Here is a 26,010-nt window from a genome sequence, read left to right on the forward strand (position 1 = left end):
CTTGCTGAACGACATGACAGACCCTCCCCAGGCCGAAACCGACAGCGGTCGAGGGGCACCATGAGTTGCCTGCGAGCCGAACTTAAATGAAGTTTTTCGTAACAAGTCCAACAGGTTACGGAGCAGTGACCGGATTGTTGCCCGGGCGTGAACGGCGGTGGCCAACCCCGTGGAATCCCTGAACAATCAATGGATATAGGACCGTCGCCATAAGCCTTCGACAAATCGCAGATTCATCCGCACTCGGACCGGCGGCCGGCGCACCATGGACCGCAGCCATGCAGCGACTCGCCCTTGACTCGCGGCCGTCGCTGCGCTTCACAGTCGCTTGGAAGACACCGGCCGGCGCGCGCCCGAGTCCCGCGGCGCGGCGGCCCAACCGCAGGAGCGTTCCGTGACCGGCAAGGTTCTCGTCGCACAGGGAGGCGGCCCCACCGCCGTCATCAACCAGTCGCTGGTCGGCGCGGTGCTCGAAAGCCGCAAGTTCCGCAGCGTGGAGAAGGTCTACGGCGCGCTGCACGGGGTGCGCGGCATCGTCGACGAGGATTTCCTCGACCTGACGCAGGAGACCACCCACAACCTGGAACTGGTGGGAGAAACCCCGTCTTCCGGGCTCGGCTCCACCCGCGACAAGCCCGACGCCGCCTATTGCCGCGAGATCTTCAAGGTCCTGCAGGCGCACGGCATCGACAACTTCTTCTACATCGGCGGCAACGACAGCTCCGACACGGTGCGCATCGTCGCCGAGGAAGCGAAGAAGGCGGCCTACGGCCTGCGCTGCATCCACATTCCGAAGACCATCGACAACGACCTGGTCATCACCGACCACTGCCCCGGCTTCCCCTCGGCCGCCCGCTTCGTGGCGCAGGCCTTCATGGGCGCGAACCTGGACAACGCCGCCCTGCCCGGCGTCTACATCGGCGTCGTCATGGGCCGCCACGCCGGCTTCCTCACCGCCGCCGCGGCGCTCGGCAAGAAGTTCCCCGACGACGGCCCGCACCTCGTCTACATCCCCGAGCGCGCCTTCGACGAAGACCGCTTCCTGGCCGACGTGAAGGCGACCTACGAACGCTACGGCCGCTGCGTCATCGCCGTGTCGGAAGGCATCGCCGACAAGGACGGCGTGCCCATCGCCACCAAGCTCGCCAAGGAGATCGAGCACGACGCACACGGCAACGTGCAGCTGGGCGGCGGGGCGCTCGGCGACCTGCTGGTGGAAATCATCAAGCGCAAGCTCGGCATCAAGCGGGTGCGCGGCGACACGCTCGGCTACCTGCAGCGCAGCTTCGTCGGCTGCGTCTCCGACGTCGACCAGCGCGAGGCCCGCGAGGTGGGCGAGAAGGCGGTGCAATACGCCATGTTCGGCGACCGCGACGGATCGGTCACCATCCACCGCACCGGCTGGTATTCGGTGGACTACCACCTGACGCCGCTGGAGGACATCGCCGGCAAGACCAAGGTCATGCCCGACGAGTTCATCGCCGAAAACGGCACCGACGTCACCGACGCCTTCCGCCTGTACCTGCGTCCGCTGCTCGGCCGCGGCATGCCCGACGCCTTCCGCCTGCGCGGCAACCGCGTCGCCAAGATCCTGAAGCAGGATTGATGGCGGCGTCGCTGCACCTCATCAAGCTCTGCGTCGGCTGCGAGAGCCCCGACCTGCTGCGCGCGTGGCAGGCCGGGCGCCTGGCGACGCAGGGCCGCATCGTCCACGTCACCCGCATGACGCCGAAACGGGCGGAGGAGTTGCTCGACGGCGGCTCGCTCTATTGGGTCATGAAGGGCATCGTGCGGGCGCGCCAGCGCATCGTCGCCCTGCACGAGGGCACTGACGAGAACGGCCGCGGCTTCTGCGCCATCGAGCTGGACCAGGACCTGGTGGAGGTGGAACCCCACCCCCACCGGCCCTTCCAGGGCTGGCGTTACCTCGGGCCCGACGCCGCCCCGCCCGACCTGCCCCGCGGCGCCGCCGGCGAAGAGCCTCCACCGCCGGACATGGCGGCGGAGCTGCGCAAGCTGGGGCTGATCTGACGTGATGATCCCGCCGGGCACCGCCCGCTCCCGCGTCTGGGCCCTCGCCGTGCCCGTCATCCTGGCGAACCTGTCGGTGCCGCTGCTCGGCATGGTCGACACGGCGGTCATGGGGCACCTGGACAGCCCGGCCTACCTGGGGGCGGTGGCCATCGGGGCGCTGGTGTTCGATTACCTGTACTGGAGCTTCGGCTTCCTGCGCATGGGCACCACCGGCCCCACCGCCCAGGCCATCGGCGCCGGCGACGGGGCGGAGGCGCGGGCGGTGTTCGGGCGGGCCTTCCTCATCGGCGTGACGGTGGCGCTCGGCCTGTGGGCGGTGCAGGCGCCGGTCCGCACCGCCGCGCTCGCCCTGCTGGAGGGCAGCGCCGAGGTGGAACGCCTCGCCGCCACCTATTTCTCCATCCGCATCTGGTCGGCGCCAGCGGCCCTAGTGCAGTTCGCGCAGATCGGCTGGCTGATGGGGCTGGGGCGAGCGAAAGCCGTTCTCGTGCAGCAGGTTATCGCCAACGTCCTCAACATAAGCCTGAACCTGATCTTCGTGCTCGGCCTCGGCATGGACGTGGACGGCGTGGCGCTCGCCACCGTCATCGCCGAGTACACCGGCATGGCCGTCGGCTTCCTGCTCATGGCGCCGAGCCTGAAAGCGCTGCCGGGCGGCGGCTGGGATCGGGCGCGGCTGCTGGATCCCGTGCGGCTGAAAAAGCTGGTCGGCATCAACGGCGACATCTTCGTGCGCACCCTGTGCCTGATCTCCGCCTTCGCTTGGTTCACCGCCAAGGGGGCCGAGGCGGGCGACGTGACGCTGGCCGCCAATGCCGTGCTGCTGACCTTCCTGACCATCGCGTCCTACGGGCTGGACGGTTTCGCCCATGCAGCCGAGACGCTGGTCGGCGGTGCCGTCGGTGCGCGGAACCGGGCGGCCCTGCGCGAGGCCGTGACCGCCTCCACCGGCCTCGCGCTCGCCCTGTCGGCGGGCATGGCGGCGCTGTTCCTGCTGGGCGGGCCGAGCCTGATCGCCGTGCTCACCGGCCTGCCGGAGGTGCGGGCGGCGGCGGGGGAGTACCTGCTGTGGGCGGTGGTGCTGCCGCTGGTGGCGGTGTGGGGCTTCCAGTTCGACGGCATCTTCCTCGGCGCCACCGAAAGCCGGCCGCTGCGCAACATGATGATCCTGTGCCTCGCCGCTTTCCTGGGCTTGAGCGCGCTGCTGCTGCCGGCCTGGGGCAATCACGGCCTGTGGGCAGCCTTCACCGTGTTCATGGGACTGCGCGGGCTGAGCCTCGCCGCCCTCTACCCGCGGCTGGAGCGCCGCGTCACAGCCCCATCTGGCGGAATGCCGCCTGTGCCAGCGGGCTCTGCGGGTCCGCCAGCTCCAGGATGACGTCGAAGTGGTGGCGGTCGGGCGCCGCCACCTCTTCCACCGCCATGCCGTGGCCCCGGCAGGCAGCGGCGTAGTCGGCGGTCTGGCGCTTGAACTCGTCCTGCTCCAGCCCGCCGACCGTGAGGACCAGCGACGGCCGCCCGGCCGGCAGGTGGTGCTGCGGGCTGTTGCGCTCCGCCGCCGCCGCGTCGAGCCCCACCCAGCCGTTGATTTCCGACAGCCGCAGGGGCTCCAGGTCGTAGAGGCCGGAGGCGCCGAGGCCGCCTTTCACCACGTCGTCGGGCACCCCGAGGTCGGCCTGCCAGCCGCCGGCCAGCAGCATGCCCGTCAGGTGCCCGCCGGCCGAGGAGCCGCCGCAGTAGATACGGGTCCGGTCGATGCCGAGACGCCCGCCCTCCCGCCACAGCCAGGCGACGGCGGCGCGGCACTGGCGGACGATCTCGTCCAGGCTCACCGCCGGGCACAGGGCGTAGTTCACCGCCACCACCGCGGCGCCGCGGGCGACGAAGGCCTCGGCCATGAAGCCGGCGTCCTGCTTGCCCATGATGCGCCAGTAGCCGCCGTGCAGGTAGACGAAGACCGGCGCCCCCGGCCCGGCGGGATAGACGTCCATCACCTCCGCCTCGGTCGGGCCGTAGGCGACCGTCTCGAAGGACAGCCGGGCCTGGGCCTGTTCGGTCAGGGCGCGGTACTGGTCGGTGAACACCGTGAAGTCAGGCACCTGATCGCGGGCGCGGTACTGGGCGTCGAGGGTCGTCTGGTCGAAGTCGCGGTAGACGGTCGTCACAGCCATTCGTCCTCCAGTCCATAGCGCAGATAGGCCGCCCGCAGGCCCCACAGGCGTAAAGACGGCAGCGGGAAGCGCGGCGGCGGCACCTGAACGAAGCCCGGCACCGGTCCGTAGTGCTCCGGCCGCCCCGCCAGCCGCGCCGCCGCCGCCCGCCCGGTCCAGGTGGCGGTGGAGACGCCGGCGCCGTGATAGGCGAGCGCGCAGGTGATGCGGTCGTCGTCCGGCAGCTCGGCAAGGTGCGGGTGCAGGTCGAGCGCGAGGCAGACGAAGCCGTTCCAGCGGTGGGTGATCTCCACCCGCGACCACGCCGGGAACATGGCGTGGAAGGCGGCCTCCAGGCGGCGCATCATGGGCTCGCTGCCGGCCCCGGCGCGGGTGCCGCCGCGGCCGCCGAACAGGAAGCGGCCGTCGGGCAGCAGGCGGAAATAGTGCAGCAGGCGGCGCGTGTCGGCCGCCAGATCGTCGCTGGTCCAGCCCTGGGCGGCCTGCTCCTCCGCCGTCAGGGGGCGGGTGACCAGCACGCTCGACAGCACCGGCAGGGTACGGCCGGAAAGGCCGGGGTGCAGGCCGTCGCGGGTGTACCCGTTGGTGGCGATCAGCACCCGCCGCGCCGTGACGCTGCCGTGCGGCGTGCTGAGGCACAACCGCCCGCCCTCCGCCTCGGCGATGGACAGGACCGGGCTGCGGCCGTGCACCATGGCGCCGTGCCGCCGCGCCGCATCCACCAGACCGTAGACCCAGCGCAGGGGATGCAGGCCGAAGGCGCCGGGCAGGAACAGCCCGCCGTGGAACTGCGGTCCGGCCATGCCGCGGCGGGCCAGCTCGGCGGTGTCGACCACTTCCGTCGCCATGCCGAAGCGGCGGGCGAGGTCGGCCTGCTCTTCCTTCAGCTCCTTCATGCGGCCGGGCTTGTGGGCGAGGATCATCTCGCCGCGGCCCTGGGGCTGCACGTCGATGCCTTCCGCCGCCGCCAGGTCGCGCACCAGGGCGACGCCGTCCCACTGGCTGCGGAAGAAGGCCTTCGCCTCGGTCGCGCCGAAGCGCCGCTCCAGGGCGTCCCACCCGAGCTTGGAGGCGCCGGTGCAGCAGAAGCCGCCGTTGCGGCCCGAGGCGCCCCAACCGAGCGGCCCGGCCTCCAGCACCGTCACGCCCTGGCCGAAGTCGCGGGCGAGGTGCAGGGCGGCGGACAGGCCGGTGAAGCCGCCGCCGACGACGGCGACGTCGGTCTGCGTCTCGCCGCCGAGCGGCAGGTCGTCGGGCGGCACACCGGCGGAAGCGGCCCACCAGCTGTCGGGCATGCGGGCGGTATCGTAGGCGGCAGCGTCATAGAGGTCATGCATGGTCGTGCATGATGACCCGAAGCAGCCCCGCCGAGAAAGAGCCACTTGCGAGGCCCTCGCGTTCCGGGCGCGGGTCCGCCATACTGCGCGCCATGACGACGACGCACGCTTCCGACGACGACTTCTGGGTGTTCGGCTACGGCTCCCTCATGTGGAACCCGGGGTTTTCCGCCCTGGCGGCCGAGCCGGCGGTGCTGAACGGCTATCACCGCAGCTTCTGCATCTACTCCACCCACTACCGCGGCACCCGCGAGCGGCCGGGCCTGGTGCTCGGCCTCGCGCCCGGCGGTTCGTGCCCCGGCGTCGCCTTCCGGGTGGCGCGCGGCGAGGCGGAGCTGGTGCGCGACTACCTGCGGGAACGCGAACTCTGCGGCTACGCCTACGTCGAGGCCACCCTGCCCGTCTCGTTGCGCGACGGCCGGGTTGTCGAGGCCTATACCTTCGTCGCCGATCCGTCGCACCGCCAGTACGCCGGCGAGCTGGGCGTCTGCGCCTCCGCCGCCATCATCATGGAGGCGGTCGGTCGCACGGGGCTCAACCGCGACTACCTCATCAAGACGGTGAAGGAACTGGAGGCGCACGGCGTTCTGGAGCCCTCGCTGCACGCTTTGCTGGAGGAAGTGTGGCGCCGTACCGGTGAGGTTGAGGCGGGCCAGGGGATCTGATCGTTTTCGGCGCAGGAAGCGCGCGCGCCCCCTAGGCGAGCGGCGCGCCGGCCGTTATCGTCTGCGCCCCCCGAGAGCCAGCACCCATCGAGGAGCCATCATGTCGCGAGAAGGCCGCAGCCGCTTCCCCTCCGCCGCCGAAGACAAGCGGCAGCACGAGGAGAGCGTCGCCCGCGATCAGACGCCGCAGACCCTGTCGCCCAGCTACCAGCTGGCCTTCACCGACCTCGACTTCCTGACCAAGCGCGACATGCGGCCCATCCGTCTGCAGCTGGAATTGCTGAAGCCGGAACTGCTGCTGCAGGAAGAGAACATCACCTCCACCATCGTGGTGTTCGGCTCCGCCCGCATCCCCGAGCCGGCCGTCGCCCGCCAGCGCCTGGACGCGGCCGAGGCGGCGGCGGCCGACCGCCCCGACGACGCGGCGGCGCAGCAGGCCTTGACCATCGCCCGCAACATCCTGGACACCAGCCGCTACTACGACGTGGCGCGCGAGTTCGCCCGGCTGGTGTCGCGCCACGGCCAGACGGAAGGCAACCGCCGCTACGTGGTGGTCACCGGCGGCGGCCCCGGCATCATGGAAGCCGCCAACCGCGGCGCCGACGACGTGGGGGCGGAAAGCATCGGCCTGTCCATCGTGCTGCCGCACGAACAGGCGCCGAACCTCTACATCACGCCCAAGCTGTCGTTCAACTTCCACTACTTCGCCGTGCGCAAGATGCACTTCCTGATCCGGGCCGAGGCGCTGACCTGCTTCCCCGGCGGGTTCGGCACCTTCGACGAGCTGTTCGAGGCGCTCACCCTCATCCAAAACCGCAAGATCGAGCCCATGCCGGTGCTGCTGTTCGGCGAAAGCTGGTGGCGCAAGGTGGTGAACCTCGACGCCCTGGTGGAGGCCGGCACCATCTCGCCGCACGACCTCGACATCATCCGTTTCGTCGAGACCGCCGAGGAAGGCTGGCAGGCCATCCTCGACTTCTACCGCGATCGCCCGCCCCACAACCGCTGGGCCGAAGCCCCCGGCGAGGAACAGGGCTGAGCCTCACGCCGGGTTCAGCGCGGTCGCCCTGGCGGTGGCCGCATCCTGGCCGGCATCCTCCGCCGGTGCCGCCGTCAGGTCGAAGGTGAAGACCGAGCCCTCGCCCGGCATCGATCGCACCGCCAGCGTGCCGCCGTGGCGCTCCACCACCTTGCGGCAGACGGCGAGGCCGATGCCCGTGCCCTCGTACTGGTCGTGGCCGTGCAGCCGCTGGAACGGCAGGAAGATACGGTCGAAGTAGGCGGGGTCGACGCCGATGCCGTTGTCGGCCACGGCGAACCGCCAGCGCCCGCCGGGCAGCGGTTCCACCGTCACGCTCACCCGCGGCGCCCGGTCGGGGGCGCGGTACTTCACGGCGTTGCCGAGCAGGTTCTGGAACAGGCTGGTCAGCTGTCCGGCATCGGCCTGCACCCACGGCAGATCCTCGGCCACCGTCACCTCGGCACCGGCTTCGGCCACGCTGATGCGCAGGTTCGCGAGCGCCGCCCGGGCGCACTCGCCGGCATCGGTGGGGGCGATCTGCTGACCGCGCGTGGAGACGCGCGAATAGGTGAGCAGGTCGCGGATCATGTTGCTCATGCGCAGGGCGCTTTCCATGGCCTGATCCAGGTAGGCCGCCGCCCCCTCCGGCAGGGCCGGGCCGTGGCGGCGCTTCAGCAGGCTCAGGTAGCTGGTGACGCCGCGCAGCGGTTCCTGCAGGTCGTGCGAGGCGGCATAGGCGAACTGCTCCAGCTCCGCGTTGGAGCGTTCCAGCTCCGCCTTGTACTTCTGCCGCTCGGCGACGTCGCGGAAACTGACGATGGCGCCCACCACCGCCCCGCCGTCGACCATGGGCGAGGCGCTCATTTCCACCGGCAGCGGGCGGCCGTCCTTGCGCCACAGGGCATCGTCCAGCTGTTCCCGCCGCCGTCCGTCGGCCAGCACCGCCGCCACCGGACACTCCGCGGCGGGATAAGGGGTGCCGTCGGGCCGCGAGTGGTGGGTGAGCGCATGCGCTTCGGCGCCGATCATCTCCGCCTCGGTGAAGCCAAGCAGACGCTTGCAGGCGTCGTTGACGAAAGTGATGCGACCGCCACGATCGACGCCGAACAGGCCGTCGGCCGTGCTTTCCAGGATCAGGGCGGTGTTGCGGTTGGCACGGGCGAGCTGGTCCTGCGCCTCGATCTGCGGCGTCAGGTCCACATGGGCGCCGATGAGGCGGATCGGCCGGTCGGTCTTCTCGTCACGCACGGCCCGGGCGCGGGTGCGGATGTAGACGGTCGACCCGTCGCGGTGGCGGAAGCGCTGCAGCGCCTCGAAGTCGGGCTTGCGGCCACCGATGTAGTCGTCCACCAGCCGCAGGGCCGCGTCGCCGTCTTCGGGGAAGATCACCGACCGCCAGGCCTCAAGCGAGTTGTCCAGCTCGTCGTCGGCGTAGCCCAATTGGGCCTTCCACGACGGCGAGAACCACAGGGCGCCGGTGTCGAGGTCGAAGTCCCACACGCCCACCCGTCCCGCCTCCAGGGCGAGGTTGAGCAGGCGGCGGTTCTCCATCAGCTCCGCCTCCAGTTCCTTCTGGCGGGTGATGTCGAGGATGATGCCGTTGAACACCGTCTCCTCCGGCGACACCGCCACCGGCCGCGCGAGCCCGCGCCACCACAGGATGCGGCCACCGGCGAGCAGCAGGCGGCCCTCGAAGCTCCAGTCGGTCTGCGCCGCCGTCGCCTCGCGGATGGTCGTGTCCCACCGCTCGGCATCCTCGGGGTGCAGGTTGATGAGGCGCCAGTCGCGTTCCAGCTCCTTCTGCGGAATGCCGAGGATCTCCAGCGATCGCGGGCTGACCCAGTGGAACCCGCGGCTGCCGTCGGCGCGCTCGTACCACTGGTAGATGACGCCGGGAATGTTGGCGGTGATGGACCGCAGCATCCCTTCGCTCTCCGCCAGCCGGCGCTCGAAGGCGCGCTGGGCGGTGATGTCCTCGATGAAGGCGTAGGAGCCGCGCATGGCGCCGTCGGGGTCGCGCAGCGTGGTGGCGTTGAAGCGCGTCAGCACCTTGCTGCCGTCCTTGCGGGTCAGCCCGACCTCGTAGACCCGGTGCTGCGAGGTCGGCGCGTGCGCCACCTTGTCGGCCAGGATCGCCCGGTCGGGGCCGTCCGCGAAATCGGTGATGGGGCGGCCGAGCACCTCTTCTCGCGCATACCCCAGGATGGCGCACAGGGACTCGTTGACGTCGATGGTGTTGCCGCTGTGCGGCGCGACGAACCAGAAGCCTTGCGTCGTGGCGTCCACCACCATGCGGTAGCGCGCCTCGGTCTCGAACAGCTTGCGCTCGGCGGAGCGGCGGACCGAGATGTCGTGCACGATGCAGAGGCGCAGCTCGCGGCCGTCCACCACGATAGGGGCCGACTGCACCTCGACGTCGCACTCCGAGCCGTCGGCGCGGGCGTGGCGCACGTAGACGTGGCTGCGCCCTTCGGCGGCGGCACGGTCGAGTTCCGCCCGGTGCTCGGCCTCCGACAGACGGTCGATGTCGCCGAGCGGCCGGCCGCGCAGGGAATCCACCGGCCAGCCGTAGAACTGGGCGGCGGCCATGTTGGCATCCACCAGGCGCCGGGCCACCGGATCCACCAGCAGCATGACGGCGGCGCTGCCCTCGAACAGGCGGCGGTAGCGATCCTGGCTGTCGCGCAGGGCGAGTGCCGTCGTCCGCTGGCGGTAGAGCAGTGCCAGGGCGACCAGCAGGGTCAGCGTACCCGCCGCCAGCACCCCCTGCGCCGCCGCGCGGAACCCGAGCAGCTTCTCGGCCTGCCGATTGATGGCGGCGGCGGCCGTTTCCGCCGCCGTGACGGTTTCGTCGCGCACCAGCCGCACGATGGGGGCGAAATGGCGTCGCGCCTCGGCCACGGCCTCCCGCGCGGCTGCGTCGGCCGGTGCGTCGCCGGCCGCCACCGGGCCGAGGGCCGCCTCCACCGGGGCCAGCGCATGCTCCACCCGGGCGAGGCGGAACGGACCGGCCGCCGGGACGGTATCGACGAGGCTGGAAGCCGTGCCCACGCGGGCATGGACGAAGTCGGCCATGCGCTGCGCCGCCCGCGCATCCTCGGGCCGGCCGGTCGCCGCCACCAGCGCCAGGCTCTGGTCCAGGGTCGCCACTTCGCGGTCGAGCTTGCCCAGTTCGCGCGCCACCAGTTCGGTGCGGCGCGGCAGGCCCTGCTCTATGTCGGTCAGGACGATGGTGGAATAGCCGCCGGCGAGCGCCGCCAGCGTCAGCAGCACCACCGCCGCGGCGAGGAACAGGAGGCGATTGGGAACGCCGGTCATGACGGGCCTCCGGCAGCAGGCGCGATGCGGGCGATCATCCACACCCAGCGCAGATCCATTTTCGGCGAGGCGAGCACCTCGTCCGGCGTCAAAGGGTAGAGGATGCGCAAGGGCCCCTTGTCGCGCACCGCCATGGCGGCCCCGTCGCGGCGGGTGGCGATCAGCACCGGCCAGCGCCGCCAGTCGTCGTGCGGGATGGTGGCGCGGTAACCGTCGAGCCCCTCCACGTCCACCGCGGGCACCTCGGCGAGCCCCGCGGCCGCCAGCACGTCGGCCAGCAGGACGCCCTGGTAGGTGCCGCCCTCGTCCGCCCACACCAGGTCGACGGTCAAGGCGTAGAGGCCGAGCGCCTCCAGTTGCGCCAGGGTGAAGCTCCGCGGCCCGGACGGTCCCTCCACCGTGAGAACCGGCGGACCCGGCGGCAGCGGGGGCAGCGTCACCGGCAGCGGGCGCGGCCCGGCCTCGTCGGCGGCGGCCGGCAGCACCGCCGCCGTCGCTGCCGTCAGGACAGCGGCCAGAAGGCCGCGGCGGGAGAGCGTCGGGATCATGACGGGACTCCCTCGGCGGCGACGGGGACGGGGACGGGAACGAGGTCGGCGGGGGCGTGCGGATCGAAGGGCAGGCGCACATGGATGCGGGTGCCCTGCCCCGGCTCCGACTCCAGGTCGATGGACCCGCCGTGACGCTCCGCCACGCGACGGCAATACGCGAGCCCGACGCCCGAGCCGGGGAACTCCTGCTCGGTGTGCAGGCGGACGAACAGGTTGAACAGCCGGTCGATGTACTGCGGCGCGATGCCGAGGCCGTCGTCGGCGACGGTCAGGCACCACCCGTCGGCCTCGCGCCGTGCCGAGACGGTCACATGCGACGGCCGGTCCGGCGGGTGATAGGTCAGGCCGTTGCCGACGAGGTGCGTGAGCAGGTGGCGCAACTGGGCGGGATTGCCCTGCACCACCGGCAAGGGCTCGACGGTCACCCTATTCTGCGCCGCCAACTCGGTCACCACCCGCCGCGCCAGCGCCGCCAGGTCGACGCTGCGGTCGGGGTCCGGCACCTGATCGATGAGCGCATAGTCCATGAGGTCGCGGAACAGACGCTGCATGCGTTCCGTCGACTGCAGCACCCGCCGCAGGTAGCCGCGGCCCTCGTCGTCCAGCCGGTCGCCGTAGCGGCGGTCGATGAGCTGGGTGAAGCCGCCGATGCCGCGCAGGGGCTCCTGCAGCGTGTGGGTGACGGCATAGGCCACCCGCTCCAGTTCCGACTTGGCGCGCTCCACCTTGGCGAGCGCGCGGCGCATGCCGTCCTCGGCGGCCTTGCGGGCGGTGATGTCTTCCTTGGTGCCGATGAAATGGGTGATGTGGCCGGCCTCGTCGCGCACCGGCGAGATGGTCGCCTGCTCCCACAGCGTGCCGCCGTCGGCCTTGCGGTTGAGGAATTCGCCGCGCCAGACGTGCCCGGCGGTGATGGCGGCCCACAGCGCCTCGTATTCGGCATCGGACGTATGGCCGCTCTTCAGGAAGCGCGGGTTGGCGCCGATCACGTCGCGGGCCCGATGGCCGGTCAGTTCGGTGAAGGCGCGGTTGACGTAGGTGAGGCGGCCGTCGGGATCGGTGATCATGACCGTCGTCGCCGACTGCTCCACCGCATGCGACAGCAACCGCGCCCGCGCATGGGCGACGTTGCGCTCGGCGACGGCGGCGGCGGTGACCAGCGCCGTCAGCGCCGCGACCGCCATGAAGGCCTGCAGCAGGAGCAGGCTCTGAGTCATCTCGATGCGCGCGAACAGGCCCATGCCGTGGGCCGTGAAGATCACCGCCGGCACGTTGACGCACAGGATCGCCGCCGTGGCCCCGCGGGCCCCCAGCCGCAACGCACCCCACACCAGGAACGGAAAGATGAGGTAGGCGGAGACGTGATCGTCGGTGCCGGCCCACAGGCCGCCGCCGAACACGGCCGTGGCCGCCGCCGCCGCCGCGACCGCCATCACCGCCAGCTCGCCCAGGCGGCGGGTGCCGTAGCGCGGCCAGGTCCGCACCCACGAAACGACCAGCGGCGTGATCAGCAGAATGCCCGCCGCATCGCCGAGCCACCAGGTCTCGACGATGGCCCAGTACATCGGCCACGGCGCGACGCCGCCGAGGCACAGGGCGGCCGTGCCGGTCAGCGCCGACAGCGCGGGCGTGACGGCGGCGGCCAGCACCAGGGCCATGACGTCGCCGACCCGCTCGAAGGCGAGCGCCGGCCCGCCCATGCGCCGCAGCAAGGCATAGGCCGCCAGGTACTCGAGCGTATTGCCGGTGGCGATCCCCGCGGCGGTGAACAGCGGCGCACCGGTGGCGGCGGTCGCCACCAGGGCGCCCAGCCAGACGGCCGGCGCGAGACGGACCCCGCCGATCAGCAGCGCCGCCACGGCCAGGCCCGAAGGCAGCCACACCGCCGAAACGTTGCCACCGACGAAGGCCATGGCGAATCCGAGTTCGGCACTGCCGACGTAGGCCGCGCAGAGGACGACGAGCGACAGCACGTACCGCAGCCGTGCCGGAACGACCTCACGCACCGGCTCGCCCCCGGCCGGCGACGCGCCCGCTCCGAGTCCCCTATCCATAAGCATAACCCCCACACCGTCGCTGCCGCGAGAGCGGCGGTATCCACACCGCCTTCCCGGGCAACCCCGCGTCATCTTAGCCGCGGCGGCGGCGGAAGGCGACAGCATATCCGCCATAGAAGCCGCGCGATATCCGCCATAGAAGCCGCGCGACGCCGTCATACAAACGGGATATTGCGGCAAGGCCTCACCCTGTGGATAGTGGGGCCGCAGGACAAGCGCAGGCTGCGGCAGGGGAGGCCGCCGCCCCCGGGGGCACGATATTGAAACTACTGCTCATTGAAGACAACGCAACGGACGCGCGACTCTTCGAAGAACTCGCCAATGAGAGCGGCGAGGCCATCGCCATCGAGTGGGCCCGCAGCCTCGCCGAGGCCGAACAGTTTTGCGACGCCTGCTGTCCGGATGTGGTGGTGACCGATCTCGGTCTGCCCGACTCGCGCGGGCTGGACACCGTCGACCGCGTGCTTCGGCTGGCCGGCGACCGGCCGGTGGTGGTCATGACCGGCCTCGGCGATCCGCAGACCGGCGTGCAGGCGGTGCAGCAGGGCTGCCAGGACTACGTGGTCAAGGGCATCACCGACCCCGCCCTGCTCGCCCGCACCCTGCGCCACGCCGTCGAACGCCACGCCGCCGAGCGCCAGGTGCGCGAGAGCGAGGAACGCTTCCGGGCGCTGGTGGAAATGTCGCCCGACGCGATCCTGCTGGTCGCCGACACCGGCGTCGTCTTCGCCAATCCCAGCGCCCTGCGCCTGTTCGGCCGCAGTCGCCGGCAGCACCTGGAAGGCATGGCGCTCGCCACCCTGTTCGCCGGCCCCGGCGGCGGCGCCCTGGCGGCGGTTGCGGCCGGCGTGCTGGCCGGCGCTTCGCCGCAGCAGCAGGGGCAGGAATACCGCCTCGCCGACCTGGACGGCCGCCTGCTGGAGGTGGAAGCCTCGCTGGCGGCGGTGCGCTTCGGCGGCCGCAACGCCGCCCAGGTGGTCCTGCGCGACATCGCCGCCCGCCGCGCCCGCGAACGCGAGCAACGGCTGACCCAGGCGGTGTTCCAGACGACGGCGGAGGCCATGTGCATCACCGATGCCCGGCAGCGCATCGTCGCCGTCAACCGGGCGTTCTCGGAAACCACCGGCTACGGCGCCGAGGACATCCTCGGCCAGACGCCGGCCGTGCTGTCGTCGGGCCGCCACGACGACGGCTTCTACAGCCGCATGTGGCAGTCGCTGGAAGCCACCGGCCACTGGCGCGGCGAAGTATGGAACCGGCGGGCCGACGGCGTGCTCTACGTGCAGCGCCTGACCATCTCGCAGATCTCCGACGACGACGGCACGGTGACCAACTACGTCGGCGTGTTCAGCGACATCACGGCGGAGAAGGAGGCGACGGCCCAACTGCAGCACTCCGCCACCCACGACGCCCTGACCGGCCTGCCCAACCGTGCCCTCATGCAGGACCGCCTGACCCAGGCGCTGGCCCGCAGCACCCGCGACGGCGGGGGGCTGGCGGTGCTGTTCATCGACCTGGACGGCTTCAAGCCGGTGAACGACACCTGGGGCCATCTGGCCGGCGACATGCTGCTGCAGGGCGTCGCCCGCCGGTTGCGCAAGTGCGTGCGCGAAAGCGACACGGTCGCCCGCATCGGCGGCGACGAATTCGTCATCGTCAGCATCGGCAGCGCCGACGCCGAGGCGGCCTCCACGGTCGCCGACAAGGTGCTGCGCGCCCTCGCCCCGCCGTTCCAGCTGGGCGTGGGCGAAGCGGCCATCGGCGCCTCCATCGGCATCGCCATCGCCCCCGGCACCGACCGCCCGGTCGCCGCCCCCGCCCTCCTCGACGCCGCCGACCACGCCATGTACGAGGCCAAGCACGCCGGCAAGGGCGTCTGGCGCCTCGCCGGGCAGGAGGAGCTGGCGGCCACGGGCTGACCGCCGGGCCGTGATGGCAAGTCTTTGAGATATAACTAAAATTGTCATGTCCGGGCTCGACCCGGCCATCCTCGGCGCCACCGGCGGCAGCCGCCTCGGCTCCGTGCTCCACGGCCGCCGCATCGCTTCGCCGCCAGCCATCGGATAGAGGCGCCGCCATCCTCCCTGCATCATCGGAGCCGTTCCCGGGCAGGTCGGGCCGCAGGCATCGAAGCGGCCCTTTCCCGCGCCCCTGTCCGGTGTCAGCCTTCGATCCTGCCAGGGAGACGACCACCATGCGCATGAGCGGCCGCGACTGGGGCCTGTTGATCCTTCTGTCGCTCCTGTGGGGCGGCGCCTTTTTCTTCTCCAAGATCGCCGTCGGCGCCATCGGCCCGATGACCACCGCCGCCTGCCGGGTCTCCCTCGCTGCCGGCGTGCTGCTGGTGGTGGTGCGCCTCGGCGGGCACCGCATGCCGACCGAGGCGGCGGCGCTCGGCGCCTTCCTGGTCATGGGGCTGCTCAACAATGCCATCCCCTTCACGCTCATCTTCTGGGGCCAGACCCACATCGACAGCAGCCTCGCGGCCATCCTCAACGCCATGACGCCGGTCTTCGCCGTGCTCATCGCCCATGGGGTGACGCGCGACGAGAAGCTGACGCCGGCCAAGGCCCTCGGGGTCGTGGTGGCGCTCGGCGGGGTGGTGCTGCTCATAGGACCGGCGGCGCTCGGCGGTCTGACGGCGGCGGGGTGGGGCATGCTGGCGGTGCTGGCGGCCGGCGTCTCCTACGCCTGCGCCGGCATCTGGGGCCGCCGCTTCAAGGGCCTGCCGGTGCAGGTGGCGGCGGCGGGCATGCTGTGCGGCTCGTCGGTCCTGCTCATCCCGACGGCCCTGGTGGTGGAGCGTCCGTGGGTGTTCGATCCGGCGGCGGTGCATGTGGCGGCGGTGATCGGCCTCGCGCTGCTGTCGACGGCGCTCGCCTACCTGCTCTACTTCCGCATCCTGCAGTCGGCCGGAGCGACCAACGTGGCGCTGGTCACATTCCTCATTCCCGTCAGCGCCTTGGCGCTTGGTGTTCTGATCCTGGGCGAGCGGCTGGAGGCCGGCGCGATCGGCGGCATGGCGCTGATCTTCGTCGGTCTCGGCATCATCGACGGGCGCCTGCAAGGGGTCATGGTGCGCCGGCTGCGCGCCCAGCGGTGACCATCGTTCCGGCAACGGCTGCGGCGCTGCATCGTTAGATGCTGCGACAGTCCGATCGAAAGAGGAGGATGCCCATGCCGGCACGCCGTATCACCGCCACCACCGTCGCCCTCGCCGCCGCCGTCGGCCTTTCCGCCTGCGCCCAGGACGGCAGCGGCGGCATGGGCAAGACCGGCGGCGGCGCCCTGCTCGGTGCCCTCGGCGGCGGCGCCATCGGCGCGGCCACCGGTGACGGCGGCAAGGACCGCGCCCAGCGTGGCGCCATCGGGGCGGCCATCGGCGGCCTCGCCGGGGCCGGCATCGGCGCCTACATGGACTCCCAGGAGGAGAAGCTGCGCCAGGACCTGCAGGGCTCCGGCGCTGAGGTGCAGCGGGTCGGCGAGCGCATCGTCGTCAACATCCCGAGCAACGTCACCTTCGCCACCGACAGCGCCCAGCTGACGCCGCAGGCGCGCAACACGCTGGCCCAGGTGGGGCGGACGCTGGCGCAGAACCCGCAGACCACGGTGGACGTCATCGGCCACACGGATTCCACCGGCGAGGCCGACTACAATGTCGACCTGTCGCTGCGCCGCGCCGATGCGGTGATGCGTGAACTGACGGCCCAGGGCGTCGCCCGCGACCGCATCGAAGCCATCGGCGCCGGCGAGGCGCAGCCGATCGCAAGCAACGACACCGAGACCGGCCGGGCGCAGAACCGCCGCGTCGAGATCGCCATCACGCCCATCCGCGAGAGCGCGTAAAGCAAAAGGGGGCGCGCCCGACCGGCGCCCCCTCGCCTGCCGCCTCAGAACGGCTTGCGGTACGCCTTGTGGCAGGCGCGGCAGGACATGGCGACGTCCTTGAAGGCGCGCTCCAGGTCCGCCGGCTCGGTCACCAGGGCGGAGCGGTCGGCCAGCGCCTTGGCGGCGACGGTCGCTTCGCCCGCCGTCTTCTCGAACTCCTCCCGTTCCTCCCACAGCGCTTCCTTGGCTTCCGAGCCGGGGATCAGGCTGCCGTCGGGGAACTGGTGGGGGATCTTCTCGGTGTTCAGCTCGATGAGCGCCGCCAGATCGGCGACGCGGGCGGCATCGAAGTTCTGCCCTTCCTCGATCATGGCGGCCAGTTCGCCCATGGCGTCCTTCATGGCCTTCATGGTGTCGCGCCGGGCATTGACGACGGCGGCGAGGTCGAGGTGCGTCGCCTGCTGGGCGACGGCCACGGCGGCGGGGCCCACCACGGCGAGGGCGAGAACGGAGGCGGCGAGCAGACGCGAGCGCATCGGCGGCATGTCCAGACACGGCAATGGAACGGAAGCAGGGCGGGCGACCGTCAGCCCTTGGGCACGGTCGCCTTGTCCTCTGCCACGGTGAGGCCGACGCTGTCCAGGGCTTTTCTCTGCCGCTCGGCCAGGGCCTCGGCATCGAAGTCGCCGATCAGGCGGTGGAAGATCTGGTACCAGTTGATGTGCGCCTTCAGGTGCAGGAACACCGACCCGAGCCCGATGGCCGCCCGGTCCATGAGCACGAACTCGCGCGGCGGCCGCACCCCGCCCAGGCGGCGCAGGTCGGCGTGCACCTTCTCCGCCACCGTGCGGCCGTAGACGCCCGAGTTGGTCTCGGCGATGGCGCGCGGCTTGTCCTCCAGCAGCGGGGCGTAGACGAAGGCGGCCCACTGGTTGAGGACGGCGATCTTCTCCTTGGACAGGTCGGTGAAGCCCCAGGTCTCGTAGGCGTCCACCGCCAGCGCCTCGTCGTCGTCGCGGATGGCGCGGTAGAGGTCGATGACGCCTTTCACGAAGGGCGGCCGGAACACCCGCACCGCCCCGAAGTCGAGCAGGTTGATGCCGTCGTCGGCGCGGACCGTGTAGTTGCCGAGGTGCGGGTCGCCATGGATGACGCCGTATCGGTAGAACGGCACATACCACGCCGTGAACATGTTCTGGGCGATGCGGTTGCGCCGCTCCTGGTCGGCCTCCTCGGCCACCTTCAGCAGCGGCCGGCCGTCGAGCCAGGTCATGGTGAGCAGGCGGCGCGACGACAGGTCGTCGACCGGCTCGGGGACGTGGATGTCCGGCTCGTCGCGCAGCATCAGCTCGTAGAGCCGCATGTTGCGGGCCTCGCGGCGGTAGTCCAGTTCCTCGCGCAGGCGTTCGGCGATCTCGGCGTGGATGTCGGAGGGGTCGATGGCGCGGTCGTAGCGGCGGTAGATGCCGATGATGATGCGCAACTGCCGCAGGTCCGCCTCCACCACCGAGTCCATGTCGGGGTACTGCAGCTTGCAGGCGAGGCGGCGGCCGTCGTGGTGGGTCGCCTTGTGGACCTGCCCGAGCGAGGCGGCGGCCGCCGCCTCGTGCCCGAAATCGGCGAAGCGGCGCGGCCAGTCGGGGCCGAGTTCCGCCGTCATGCGGCGCTTCACGAAGGGCCAGCCCATGTGCGGCGCATTGGCCTGCAACTGGGCCAGTTCCAGCGTGTATTCCTCGGGCAGCGCCTCGGGGATGGTGGACATGATCTGCGCCACCTTCATGAGCGGGCCTTTCAGCCCGCCGAGCGCCGCCCGCAGTTCCGAAGCGTGCTGGGCCTTGTCGATCTTCAGCCCGAGAAAGCGTTCACCGGCCAGCCGGGCGGCCAGGCCGCTGACGGCCGTGCCGACCTCGGCATAGCGCCGGATACGGCCGCCGAAGCGGCGCTCGCTGCGGTCCTGCGGAATGTCGGCCATGGGGTCAGGAGACCTCCTCCAGTTCATCGATGAAGCCCGACACCACCGACAGGCCCCGCTTCCAGAACTCGGGGTCGGAGGCGTCGAGGCCGAAGGGCGCCAGCAGCTCGCGGTGCGTCTTGGTGCCGCCGGCGCGCAGCAGCTCCAGGTACTTGGCCTGGAAGCCCTCGAAGCCGTCCAGGTAGACGGCGTAGAGCGCGTTCACCAGGCAGTCGCCGAAGGCATAGGCGTAGACGTAGAACGGCGAGTGGACGAAATGCGGGATATAGGCCCAGTAGTTGGCGTATTCCGGATCGAAGCGGAATGCCGGGCCGAGGCTGTCGGTCTGCGCCTGCATCCAGATCTCGCCGAGCCGCTCGGTCGACAGTTCGCCCTTGCGGCGCTCGTCGTGGACCTGGCGCTCGAACTCGTGGAAGGCGATCTGGCGCACAACGGTGTTGAGCATGTCCTCGACCTTGCTCGCCAGCATGACGCGGCGGCGCTTGGGGTCGGCCTCGGCGTCGACCATGGCGCGGAAGGTCATCATCTCGCCGAACACGCTGGCGGTCTCGGCCAGCGTCAGCGGCGTCGCCGACAGCAGCGGCCCCTGCTCGCCGGCCAGGATCTGGTGGCAGCCGTGGCCCAACTCGTGCGCCAGGGTCATCACGTCGCGACCGCGGCCGAGGTAGTTGAGCAGCAGGTAGGGGTGGGCGCTCGGCACCGTCGGGTGGGCGAAGGCGCCCGACGCCTTGCCGGCGCGCGCCGGCACGTCGATCCAGGCGTTGTCGAAGAACCGCTTGCCGATGCCCGCCAGCTCCGGCGAGAAACGGCCGTAGGCGCCGAGCACGATGTCCTTGGCCTCGTCCCACGAATACTCGCGGTCGGTGTCGTCGGGCAGCGGCGCGTTGCGGTCCCAGTAGTCCAGCTTCTCCTGCCCCATCCACTTGGCCTTCATGGCGTAGTAGCGGTGGCTGAGGCTGCCGTAGCTGTCCTTCACCGCCGTCACCAGGGCGTCGACCACCTCGTCCTCCACCTGGTTGGCGAGGTTGCGGGCGGAGACGGGGCGGGCGTACTTGCGCCAGCGGTCGTCGATCTCCTTGTCCTTGGCGAGCGTGTTGGTGACCAGGCCGAACAGGCGGCTGTTGTCGCCCAGCACCTTGCCCATGGCCTTGGCGGCCGCCTTGCGCTTGGCGGGATCGCGGTTGGACAGGCGGTCGGTGACCTGGGTGATGGTCAGCTCCTCGCCGTCGACCTGGAAGCGCAGGGAGGCCATGGTCTCGTCGAACAGGCGGACGAAGGCGCTGCGGCCGGCGACGTCCTTGTCGTGCAGGATCTTCTCCAGGTCGTCGGACAGCTGGTGATCGCGGAAGGCACGCACGTCGCGCACCCACGGCGCATAGCGCGCCGCCGCCGGGTCGGCGAGCTTGGCGCTCAGGTCGGCGTCGTCCAGGCGGTTGATCTCGAGGGTGAAGAAGATCAGGTGGGAAGAGATGTCCGTGCCGCGCTCCTGGATGTCCTGGTAGAAGCGGCCGATTTCCGGATTCGCCACGTCGGAGGCGTGAAGCAGCTGGGCGAAGGAGTAGACCTTGTGGAGGGTTTCGGTGATGCGCTCGTACTCCGCCACGGCGGCCCCGAAGGCGGCGCCGTCCAGCGCCGCGACGCGGCCGGCGAAGCGTTCCTCGAAGGCCCGCGCCTCCGTGCCGACGCGCGCCAGATCGGCCTCCAGTTCCGGCGACTGCGGGCCGGGGTAGAGGTCGGTCAGGTCCCACACCGGCAGGTCCTGCGCAGGTGCGGCGGTGGCGGTGGCGGCATCGGTCATGAACGAGGCTCCTCGGAGGCTGGGATCGGCGAGCGCGATATGGGTAACTGTTGCGACGTGAGCAAGAAAATTGCCATAAGCGTATCTAACGTATAAGAGCCCGAACACGGGGCGCACAAGCGGAGGAAACACGTGACTGCGACCGGCGGCCGCGCCATCGACTTCGACACGCCCACCACCCTGCCCAGGATGTTCTACGAACAGGCCGGCGCGCTGGATGAGCGCCCCTTCCTGTGGCGCAAGAACGAGGGCACCTGGCACCCCCTGTCGTGGCGGGAGGTGGCGGCCCGCGTCGACGCCGTCGCCGCCGGCCTCGCCGCGCAAGGCATAGGCCCCGGCGACCGCGTCATGATCGTCGCCGAGAACAGGCCCGAGTGGCTGATCGCCGACGTCGCCGCCATGGTGGTCGGCGCCATGACCGTGCCGGCCTATACCACCAACACGGTCGCCGACCACCTGCACGTCATGAACGATGCCGAGGTGAAGGCGGTGATCGTCTCCACGCGCCAGCTCGCCAAGCGGGTGTTCGGCGCTGCCGGGCAGGCCCGCATCGCGCCGCTGGTCGTCACCATGGACGAGCAGGCGCTGGCGCAGAACCCCGGCGTCGAGACCATCACCTGGGACGGCCTGATGGACCTCGGCCGCACCCTGCCCCGCCCCGGCCAGTGGCAGACGGCGCAGGCCGACGATGTCGCCTGCATCATCTACACCTCCGGCACCGGCGGCGCGCCCAAGGGGGTGATGCTCAGCCATCGCAACGTGCTCGCCAACTGCATGGGCGCCTTCGACGTGCTGAAGATCCTCGGGCTCGGCGACGAGGTCTTCCTGTCGTTCCTGCCGCTGTCGCATTCCTACGAGCACTCGGCCGGCCAGTTCTTCCCCATGAGCATCGGCGCCCAGATCTACTACGCCGAGGGCATCGACAAGCTGTCGGACAATTTCCAGGAGGTCCGCCCGACCATCGCGACCGCCGTGCCGCGCCTCTACGAGTTCATGCGCGGGCGCATCCTGCGCGTCATGGAGCGTGAGGAAGGCCTGAAGAAGAAACTGTTCTTCAAGGCCCTGGAGCTCGGCGGCAAGACGGTGGAAGGCTGCCGCCTCGGCCCGGTGCAGAAGCTGACCAACTGGCTGCTCGACCTGCTGGTGCGGCGCAAGATCGCCAAACGCTTCGGCGGGCGCCTGAAGGCGCTGGTGTCGGGCGGCGCGCCGCTCAACTACGACGTCGGCCTGTTCTTCCTGGCGTTGAAGGTACCGATCCTGCAGGGCTATGGCCAGACGGAAGCGGCGCCGGTCATCAGCGTCAACCGGCCGGGCAAGGTGCGGCTGGAGAGCGTCGGCCCGCCGCTGCGCGGGGTGGAGGTGATGTTCGGCCAGGACGGCGAGATCCTCGCCCGCGGCCCCATGGTCATGCGCGGCTATTGGCAGGACGACGCGGCGACGGCGCGGGTGATCGACGCCGACGGCTGGCTGCACACCGGCGACATCGGCCATCTGGACGCCGAGGGCAACATCGTCATCACCGACCGCAAGAAGGACATCATCGTCAACTCGGGCGGCGACAACATCGCGCCTCAGCGGGTGGAAGGCTTCCTGACGCTGGAGGCCGAGATCGCCCAGGCCATGGTCTACGGCGACCGCCGCCCGCACCTGGTGGCGCTGCTGGTGCCCGACCCCGACTGGGTGAAGACCTGGGCCGCCAAGCACGGCCGCGACGCCGCCGATCCGACGGTGCACGACGATCCGGCCTTCCTCTCGGCGCTGGACACGGCGGTCGGCCGGGTCAACCGCAACCTCTCCAACATCGAGAAGATCCGCCGCTTCTGCATCGCGCCGGAGGGCTTCTCGGTGGACAACGGCATGCTGACCCCGACCCTGAAGATCCGCCGCCACGTCATCCGGCAGACCTACGGCGAGACGCTGGAAGGGCTGTACGAGAAGTAGGTTGTAAGGGTCTGATAGCACTGCGTTTTGTCATGCCCGGCCGCCGAGCCGGACATCCACGGCGTGCACTGCATCCGCCGTGGAGACAAGCACCCAAAGCGGCCGCCGCCGGAGACGCCGTGGATGGCCGGGTCAAGTCCGGCCATGACAATTTATGCGGAGATCTCAACCACTTGTCATGCCCGGCCTCCGAGCCGGGCATCCACGGCGTGCACTGCATCTGCCGTGGAGACAAGCGCATAAAACGGCCGCCGCCGGTGGCGCCGTGGATAGCCGGGTCGAGCCCGGCCATGACAGGCTATAATTGTAAGTCAACCACTTACCACGCACACCTGCCGTGGCGGACGTCGCCCGCGAACGCGCCCTCACGCCCCGACGGTGATCTGCATTCCCTCGCGGGCCACGAAGGTGGCCTCCCACGTGCGGCGGGCTTCGTCTTCCAGTTCGGCCATGAAGGTGTCGTCGTGGTCCGGGTCGTGGTGGAAGATGGCGAGCCGCTTCACCGCCGCCTCGCGGCACAGGCGCACGCCCTGCTGCCAGGTGGAGTGGCCCCAGCCGACGTGCGACGGGTACTCGGCGTCGGTGTAGGTGCAGTCGTAGATCACCAGGTCGGCACCCGCGATCAGGCCGAGCACCGTCTCGTCCAGTTCACCCGGCACGTGTTCGGTGTCGGTGACGTAGCAGACGGCGCGGCCGTCGTACTCGATGCGATAGCCGGTGGCGCCGTTGGGATGATTGAGCAGCACCGTGCGGACCCGCACGTCGGGGCCGAGTTCCAGGTCCTCGCCGGCGCGGAAGTCGTGGAAGCGGAGCGTCGCCTGCAGGGCTTCCAGCGGCACCGGGAACATGGGGTTGGACATGCTGGAGGCCAGCACACTCTGCACCCCGCCGGTGTCGTAGAGGTGGCCGGCGTAGATGTCGAAGGTGCGGTTCTTCTGGAACAGCGGCGCGAAGAACGGGAAGCCGTTGATGTGGTCCCAATGGGTGTGGGTCAGCAGCAGCACCGACGACTGGATGCCTTCCTGAATCACCCGCTGACCGAGATTGCGGATGCCCGTGCCGGCATCGAGGATGATGTGACGCTCCCCCGCGATCACTTCCACGCAGCTCGTGTTGCCGCCGTACACGACGTGATTGGGGGAAGGGCACGCGATGCTGCCACGCACGCCCCAGAACTTCACGGTGAATGCCATCTGAGACTCTACCCCTCTCGACACCGTACGGCCCGTCGCTTCCCCCGTCGACCGCATCAGCTTCCACGTTTTGTCCCACACGCGCAACAGGATAACGTGCAACGCGTACTCCGGACGGCGTCTTCACCCCAGGGCGACGTCCGTCCCGGGGCTTAAGCCCAAGGTATCGGCCGCGCGGCCCCGGTTGACGGCAATCTCCACCAGCCCAGTCGAGTTTTTATACCACAGGGCTTCTCCTTCCGGCACCTCGCCGAAAGTCCTGCCCGGCGACACGCGCCGGCCTGCGACCAAGAGCGATATGCTCGGGGATACCACCGTCGCGCGCAGCCCCGTCATGGCATTGCCGTAGACGTCCACATAGACCACCTGCGGCAGGTCGTCGGGCCAATCCGGGCGACGGACGGCGGCGGGGTAGAGCGGTGCCAGACGCTCCGTCGGACCCCGCACCGCCAGCTCGGCGGCGATGGGCGCGAAGAGGTCGCGGCCGTGGAAGCTGGCCGACAGGTCGGACGGCGTCCAGGCGATGCGCCAGACCCGCGCCCGCTCCGCCCGCCGCAGGACCAGCTCGAACAGGCCGTTGCCGGGGCCGACGAACCAGCGGCCGTCGGCCTCCACCACCACCGCCGGGCGCTCCGTCCCGACGCCCGGGTCGACGACGCAGAGGAACACCGTCCCGGCCGGGAACCACGGCGCATAGGCGGCCAGCAGGTAGGCCGAAAGCTTGGGGTCGAAGGCCGGTGCGTCGGCGAACAGGTCGATCACGGGCACCCCCGGCGCCTCGCGCGCCAGCACGGCCTTCATCTGGCCGGTATAGGGGCCGGCGAGCCCGAAGTCGGTGAACAGGACGATCATGGCTGCGTCTCCTCCCGCTGGGCCCGCGCCGCCAGCAGCGACAGCACCGCGCCGGCCAGCGCGGCGGCGGCGAAGACCGTGAAGGCGGCGCCGTAGCCGCCCGGCAGGGTCTCCACCGCCACGCCGAACAGCGACGGGCCGCAGACCACGCCGCCGAAGGTGAAGAACAGGGCGCCGCCGGTCGCCTCGCCGGCCCGGCCCTCGGGCGCCAGGTGGGCGACTTCGGCCAGGAAGACGCCGTTCCAGCCGATGGCCGTGGCGCCGAACAGGGCGCAGGTGACGACGATGAGCCACAGCGGCAGCACCGGGAACAGCCAACCCGCCACCAGCGCCGCCGCCGCCATCACCACGGCGAGGCCGACCAGCGTGGCCCGCGGCCCGAACCAGGCATCGGCCAGCAGTCCCCACGCCACGCGCCCGACGATCCCCGCCCCCTGCGCCACGGCGAGCACCAGGCCGGCGTCCACCAGCGACAGCCCGACCTCCGACACCAGATAGGTGACGAGGAAGCTCGCGAGGCTCAGCTGCATGGCGGCGAAGGTGAAGGAGGCGCAGGAAATCAGCCGCAGCGGCCCGTGCCGCCAGATGAGCCGCAGCGGCCCGAGCAACCCGGCGGCGCGCAAGGAACGGCCGGGCTCGCGGTCGGCGTCGAGCGACGGCCGGGTCGGCTGCACCACCACCGCCAGCACGGCCGCCGCCGCCGCGACGGCCAGCGCCGCCCCGCGCCAGTCGCTCCACAGCACCAGGGGCGGCACCAGGGCGCCGGCGAGCATGCCGCCGATGGGCACGCCAGTCTGCTTGATGGAAAACACCAGCCCGCGCCGCTCGGGCGGGGTGGAGCGCGCCAGGATGTGGCTCGACGCCGGCGTCACCGGGCCGTAACCGAAGCCGACCACCAGCGCCCCCACCACCGCCAGCGCCACCAGCGCCCCCGCCTGCATGGCCGACAGCAGCACGAGACCGCCGGCGCACAGCAGCAGGCACACCTGGCTCACCCGCATGGCGCCGAACCGCCCGACCACCGAGCCCGACAGCAGCGAGGTGACCATGGCGCCGAAATAGACGAGGGAGGTGTAGCTGCCCACCAGCGTCGCCGGCAGGCCCACCTCGGCGGTCGCCACGGCGGCGAAGACGGGCGGCGTCAGCGCCGCCATGCTGATGAGCGCCTGCACGGCCGTGGTCGCCGCCAGCACGCCCCACGGCGAGGCGGCGAACCCCGCCGCCGCCGCCCTGCGCTCACCCGTGGTCTCGCCCTTTGGCGCCATGCCGCCG

20 protein-coding genes are annotated in these 26,010 nt (G+C 70.8%); 9 read left to right on the forward strand and 11 right to left on the reverse strand.

Annotated features, from left to right (window positions below):
• The first annotated feature begins 394 nt into the window (after positions 1–394).
• The 3 genes from CRP50_RS14350 to CRP50_RS14360 are packed head-to-tail and all read left to right on the forward strand — an operon-like array spanning position 395 to position 3,412.
• The gene (locus CRP50_RS14350) at positions 395–1,606 is read left to right on the forward strand and encodes a 6-phosphofructokinase (RefSeq protein ID WP_097279872.1); all 1,212 of its coding nucleotides are present in this window, start codon (positions 395–397) and stop codon (positions 1,604–1,606) included.
• Positions 1,606–2,031 (forward strand): DUF1489 family protein, encoded by a 426-nt coding sequence (locus CRP50_RS14355; protein ID WP_097279873.1) that lies wholly within the window; start codon positions 1,606–1,608, stop codon positions 2,029–2,031. The genes CRP50_RS14350 and CRP50_RS14355 overlap by 1 nt, the downstream gene beginning before the upstream one ends.
• 4 nt (positions 2,032–2,035) lie before the next feature.
• Positions 2,036–3,412 carry an MATE family efflux transporter gene (locus CRP50_RS14360; RefSeq protein ID WP_097279874.1) on the forward strand — a complete coding sequence of 459 codons (1,377 nt, stop codon included), beginning with the start codon at positions 2,036–2,038 and terminating at the stop codon, positions 3,410–3,412.
• On the opposite strand, the gene CRP50_RS14365 is transcribed toward CRP50_RS14360, so the two are convergent.
• Together CRP50_RS14365 and CRP50_RS14370 are read right to left on the reverse strand one after the other, a co-directional pair.
• On the reverse strand, positions 3,345–4,205 hold the full coding sequence (locus CRP50_RS14365) for an alpha/beta hydrolase (protein WP_097279875.1): 861 nt from the start codon (positions 4,203–4,205) through the stop codon (positions 3,345–3,347). The genes CRP50_RS14360 and CRP50_RS14365 overlap by 68 nt on opposite strands.
• Entirely contained in the window at positions 4,196–5,542 is a 1,347-nt protein-coding gene (locus CRP50_RS14370) for an NAD(P)/FAD-dependent oxidoreductase (RefSeq protein ID WP_217992055.1), read from the reverse strand. Before CRP50_RS14370 ends, CRP50_RS14365 begins: the two co-directional genes overlap by 10 nt.
• Before the next feature lie 92 nt (positions 5,543–5,634).
• On the opposite strand from CRP50_RS14370, the gene CRP50_RS14375 reads away from it, so the two are divergent.
• Together CRP50_RS14375 and CRP50_RS14380 are read left to right on the forward strand one after the other, a co-directional pair.
• Positions 5,635–6,207 (forward strand): gamma-glutamylcyclotransferase, encoded by a 573-nt coding sequence (locus tag CRP50_RS14375; protein ID WP_097279876.1) that lies wholly within the window; start codon positions 5,635–5,637, stop codon positions 6,205–6,207.
• Between the two features lie 100 nt (positions 6,208–6,307).
• Positions 6,308–7,246, forward strand: coding sequence for an LOG family protein (locus tag CRP50_RS14380; protein ID WP_097279877.1), 939 nt, complete (start codon positions 6,308–6,310; stop codon positions 7,244–7,246).
• Positions 7,247–7,249: 3 nt separating this feature from the next.
• Here CRP50_RS14380 and CRP50_RS14385 read toward each other — a convergent pair whose 3' ends face one another.
• The 3 genes from CRP50_RS14385 to CRP50_RS14395 are packed head-to-tail and all read right to left on the reverse strand — an operon-like array spanning position 7,250 to position 13,103.
• Positions 7,250–10,546, reverse strand: a complete 3,297-nt coding sequence (locus CRP50_RS14385; protein WP_097279878.1) for a PAS domain S-box protein — start codon at positions 10,544–10,546, stop codon at positions 7,250–7,252.
• A complete protein-coding gene (locus CRP50_RS14390; RefSeq protein WP_097279879.1) occupies positions 10,543–11,094 on the reverse strand; it encodes a molybdopterin-dependent oxidoreductase in 552 nt (183 codons plus the stop codon). The genes CRP50_RS14385 and CRP50_RS14390 overlap by 4 nt, the downstream gene beginning before the upstream one ends.
• On the reverse strand, positions 11,091–13,103 hold the full coding sequence (locus CRP50_RS14395; protein ID WP_176525181.1) for an MASE1 domain-containing protein: 2,013 nt from the start codon (positions 13,101–13,103) through the stop codon (positions 11,091–11,093). The genes CRP50_RS14390 and CRP50_RS14395 overlap by 4 nt, the downstream gene beginning before the upstream one ends.
• 242 nt (positions 13,104–13,345) lie before the next feature.
• Here CRP50_RS14395 and CRP50_RS14400 point away from each other — a divergent pair, with 242 nt between their 5' ends.
• The 3 genes from CRP50_RS14400 (at position 13,346) to CRP50_RS14410 (ending at position 17,000) form a co-directional block, all read left to right on the forward strand.
• Complete coding sequence (locus CRP50_RS14400) at positions 13,346–15,073, forward strand: diguanylate cyclase domain-containing protein (RefSeq protein WP_097279881.1); 1,728 nt, start codon at positions 13,346–13,348, stop codon at positions 15,071–15,073.
• Positions 15,074–15,348: 275 nt separating this feature from the next.
• Positions 15,349–16,257 (forward strand): DMT family transporter, encoded by a 909-nt coding sequence (locus CRP50_RS14405; protein WP_097279882.1) that lies wholly within the window; start codon positions 15,349–15,351, stop codon positions 16,255–16,257.
• Positions 16,258–16,331: 74 nt separating this feature from the next.
• Positions 16,332–17,000 carry an OmpA family protein gene (locus tag CRP50_RS14410; protein WP_097279883.1) on the forward strand — a complete coding sequence of 223 codons (669 nt, stop codon included), beginning with the start codon at positions 16,332–16,334 and terminating at the stop codon, positions 16,998–17,000.
• Positions 17,001–17,044: 44 nt separating this feature from the next.
• Here the strand turns inward: CRP50_RS14410 and CRP50_RS14415 are convergent, their stop codons facing one another.
• Genes CRP50_RS14415 through CRP50_RS14425 form a run of 3 tightly spaced genes read right to left on the reverse strand, consistent with a single transcriptional unit; the run spans position 17,045 to position 20,752 of the window.
• Positions 17,045–17,518: a c-type cytochrome gene (locus CRP50_RS14415; RefSeq protein WP_176525183.1), complete on the reverse strand. Its 474-nt coding sequence runs from the start codon at positions 17,516–17,518 to the stop codon at positions 17,045–17,047.
• 50 nt (positions 17,519–17,568) lie between these two features.
• A complete protein-coding gene (locus CRP50_RS14420) occupies positions 17,569–18,954 on the reverse strand; it encodes an ABC1 kinase family protein (protein WP_097279885.1) in 1,386 nt (461 codons plus the stop codon).
• 4 nt (positions 18,955–18,958) lie between these two features.
• Complete coding sequence (locus CRP50_RS14425; RefSeq protein ID WP_097279886.1) at positions 18,959–20,752, reverse strand: M3 family oligoendopeptidase; 1,794 nt, start codon at positions 20,750–20,752, stop codon at positions 18,959–18,961.
• Positions 20,753–20,884: 132 nt separating this feature from the next.
• Between CRP50_RS14425 and CRP50_RS14430 the strand changes: the two genes are divergently transcribed.
• Entirely contained in the window at positions 20,885–22,693 is a 1,809-nt protein-coding gene (locus CRP50_RS14430) for an AMP-dependent synthetase/ligase (RefSeq protein WP_097279887.1), read from the forward strand.
• Between the two features lie 365 nt (positions 22,694–23,058).
• On the opposite strand, the gene CRP50_RS14435 is transcribed toward CRP50_RS14430, so the two are convergent.
• From CRP50_RS14435 to CRP50_RS14445, 3 genes are all read right to left on the reverse strand, one after another.
• On the reverse strand, positions 23,059–23,886 hold the full coding sequence (locus CRP50_RS14435; RefSeq protein WP_097279888.1) for an MBL fold metallo-hydrolase: 828 nt from the start codon (positions 23,884–23,886) through the stop codon (positions 23,059–23,061).
• A gap of 123 nt (positions 23,887–24,009) precedes the next feature.
• Positions 24,010–24,738 (reverse strand): S-adenosyl-l-methionine hydroxide adenosyltransferase family protein, encoded by a 729-nt coding sequence (locus CRP50_RS14440; protein ID WP_097279889.1) that lies wholly within the window; start codon positions 24,736–24,738, stop codon positions 24,010–24,012.
• Positions 24,735–26,003 carry an MFS transporter gene (locus tag CRP50_RS14445; RefSeq protein WP_245913485.1) on the reverse strand — a complete coding sequence of 423 codons (1,269 nt, stop codon included), beginning with the start codon at positions 26,001–26,003 and terminating at the stop codon, positions 24,735–24,737. Before CRP50_RS14445 ends, CRP50_RS14440 begins: the two co-directional genes overlap by 4 nt.
• Positions 26,004–26,010: the final 7 nt, after the last annotated feature.

It is taken from the genome of Caenispirillum bisanense (assembly GCF_900230255.1).
GTDB classification, from domain to species: Bacteria; Pseudomonadota; Alphaproteobacteria; order Rhodospirillales; family Rhodospirillaceae; genus Caenispirillum; species Caenispirillum bisanense_A.

What these genes read in the sequence shown, in the direction of transcription:
- CRP50_RS14360 (WP_097279874.1), top strand. Translation starts at nt 2,036, where the DNA reads ATGATCCCGCCGGGCACCGCCCGCTCCCGCGTCTGGGCCCTCGCCGTG.
- CRP50_RS14420 (WP_097279885.1), bottom strand. Translation starts at nt 18,954, where the DNA reads ATGGCCGACATTCCGCAGGACCGCAGCGAGCGCCGCTTCGGCGGCCGT.
- CRP50_RS14365 (WP_097279875.1), bottom strand. Translation starts at nt 4,205, where the DNA reads ATGGCTGTGACGACCGTCTACCGCGACTTCGACCAGACGACCCTCGAC.
- CRP50_RS14385 (WP_097279878.1), bottom strand. Translation starts at nt 10,546, where the DNA reads ATGACCGGCGTTCCCAATCGCCTCCTGTTCCTCGCCGCGGCGGTGGTG.
- CRP50_RS14435 (WP_097279888.1), bottom strand. Translation starts at nt 23,886, where the DNA reads ATGGCATTCACCGTGAAGTTCTGGGGCGTGCGTGGCAGCATCGCGTGC.
- CRP50_RS14415 (WP_176525183.1), bottom strand. Translation starts at nt 17,518, where the DNA reads ATGCGCTCGCGTCTGCTCGCCGCCTCCGTTCTCGCCCTCGCCGTGGTG.
- CRP50_RS14440 (WP_097279889.1), bottom strand. Translation starts at nt 24,738, where the DNA reads ATGATCGTCCTGTTCACCGACTTCGGGCTCGCCGGCCCCTATACCGGC.
- CRP50_RS14380 (WP_097279877.1), top strand. Translation starts at nt 6,308, where the DNA reads ATGTCGCGAGAAGGCCGCAGCCGCTTCCCCTCCGCCGCCGAAGACAAG.
- CRP50_RS14410 (WP_097279883.1), top strand. Translation starts at nt 16,332, where the DNA reads ATGCCGGCACGCCGTATCACCGCCACCACCGTCGCCCTCGCCGCCGCC.
- CRP50_RS14405 (WP_097279882.1), top strand. Translation starts at nt 15,349, where the DNA reads ATGCGCATGAGCGGCCGCGACTGGGGCCTGTTGATCCTTCTGTCGCTC.
- CRP50_RS14390 (WP_097279879.1), bottom strand. Translation starts at nt 11,094, where the DNA reads ATGATCCCGACGCTCTCCCGCCGCGGCCTTCTGGCCGCTGTCCTGACG.
- CRP50_RS14445 (WP_245913485.1), bottom strand. Translation starts at nt 26,003, where the DNA reads ATGGCGCCAAAGGGCGAGACCACGGGTGAGCGCAGGGCGGCGGCGGCG.
- CRP50_RS14375 (WP_097279876.1), top strand. Translation starts at nt 5,635, where the DNA reads ATGACGACGACGCACGCTTCCGACGACGACTTCTGGGTGTTCGGCTAC.
- CRP50_RS14370 (WP_217992055.1), bottom strand. Translation starts at nt 5,542, where the DNA reads ATGCATGACCTCTATGACGCTGCCGCCTACGATACCGCCCGCATGCCC.
- CRP50_RS14355 (WP_097279873.1), top strand. Translation starts at nt 1,606, where the DNA reads ATGGCGGCGTCGCTGCACCTCATCAAGCTCTGCGTCGGCTGCGAGAGC.
- CRP50_RS14425 (WP_097279886.1), bottom strand. Translation starts at nt 20,752, where the DNA reads ATGACCGATGCCGCCACCGCCACCGCCGCACCTGCGCAGGACCTGCCG.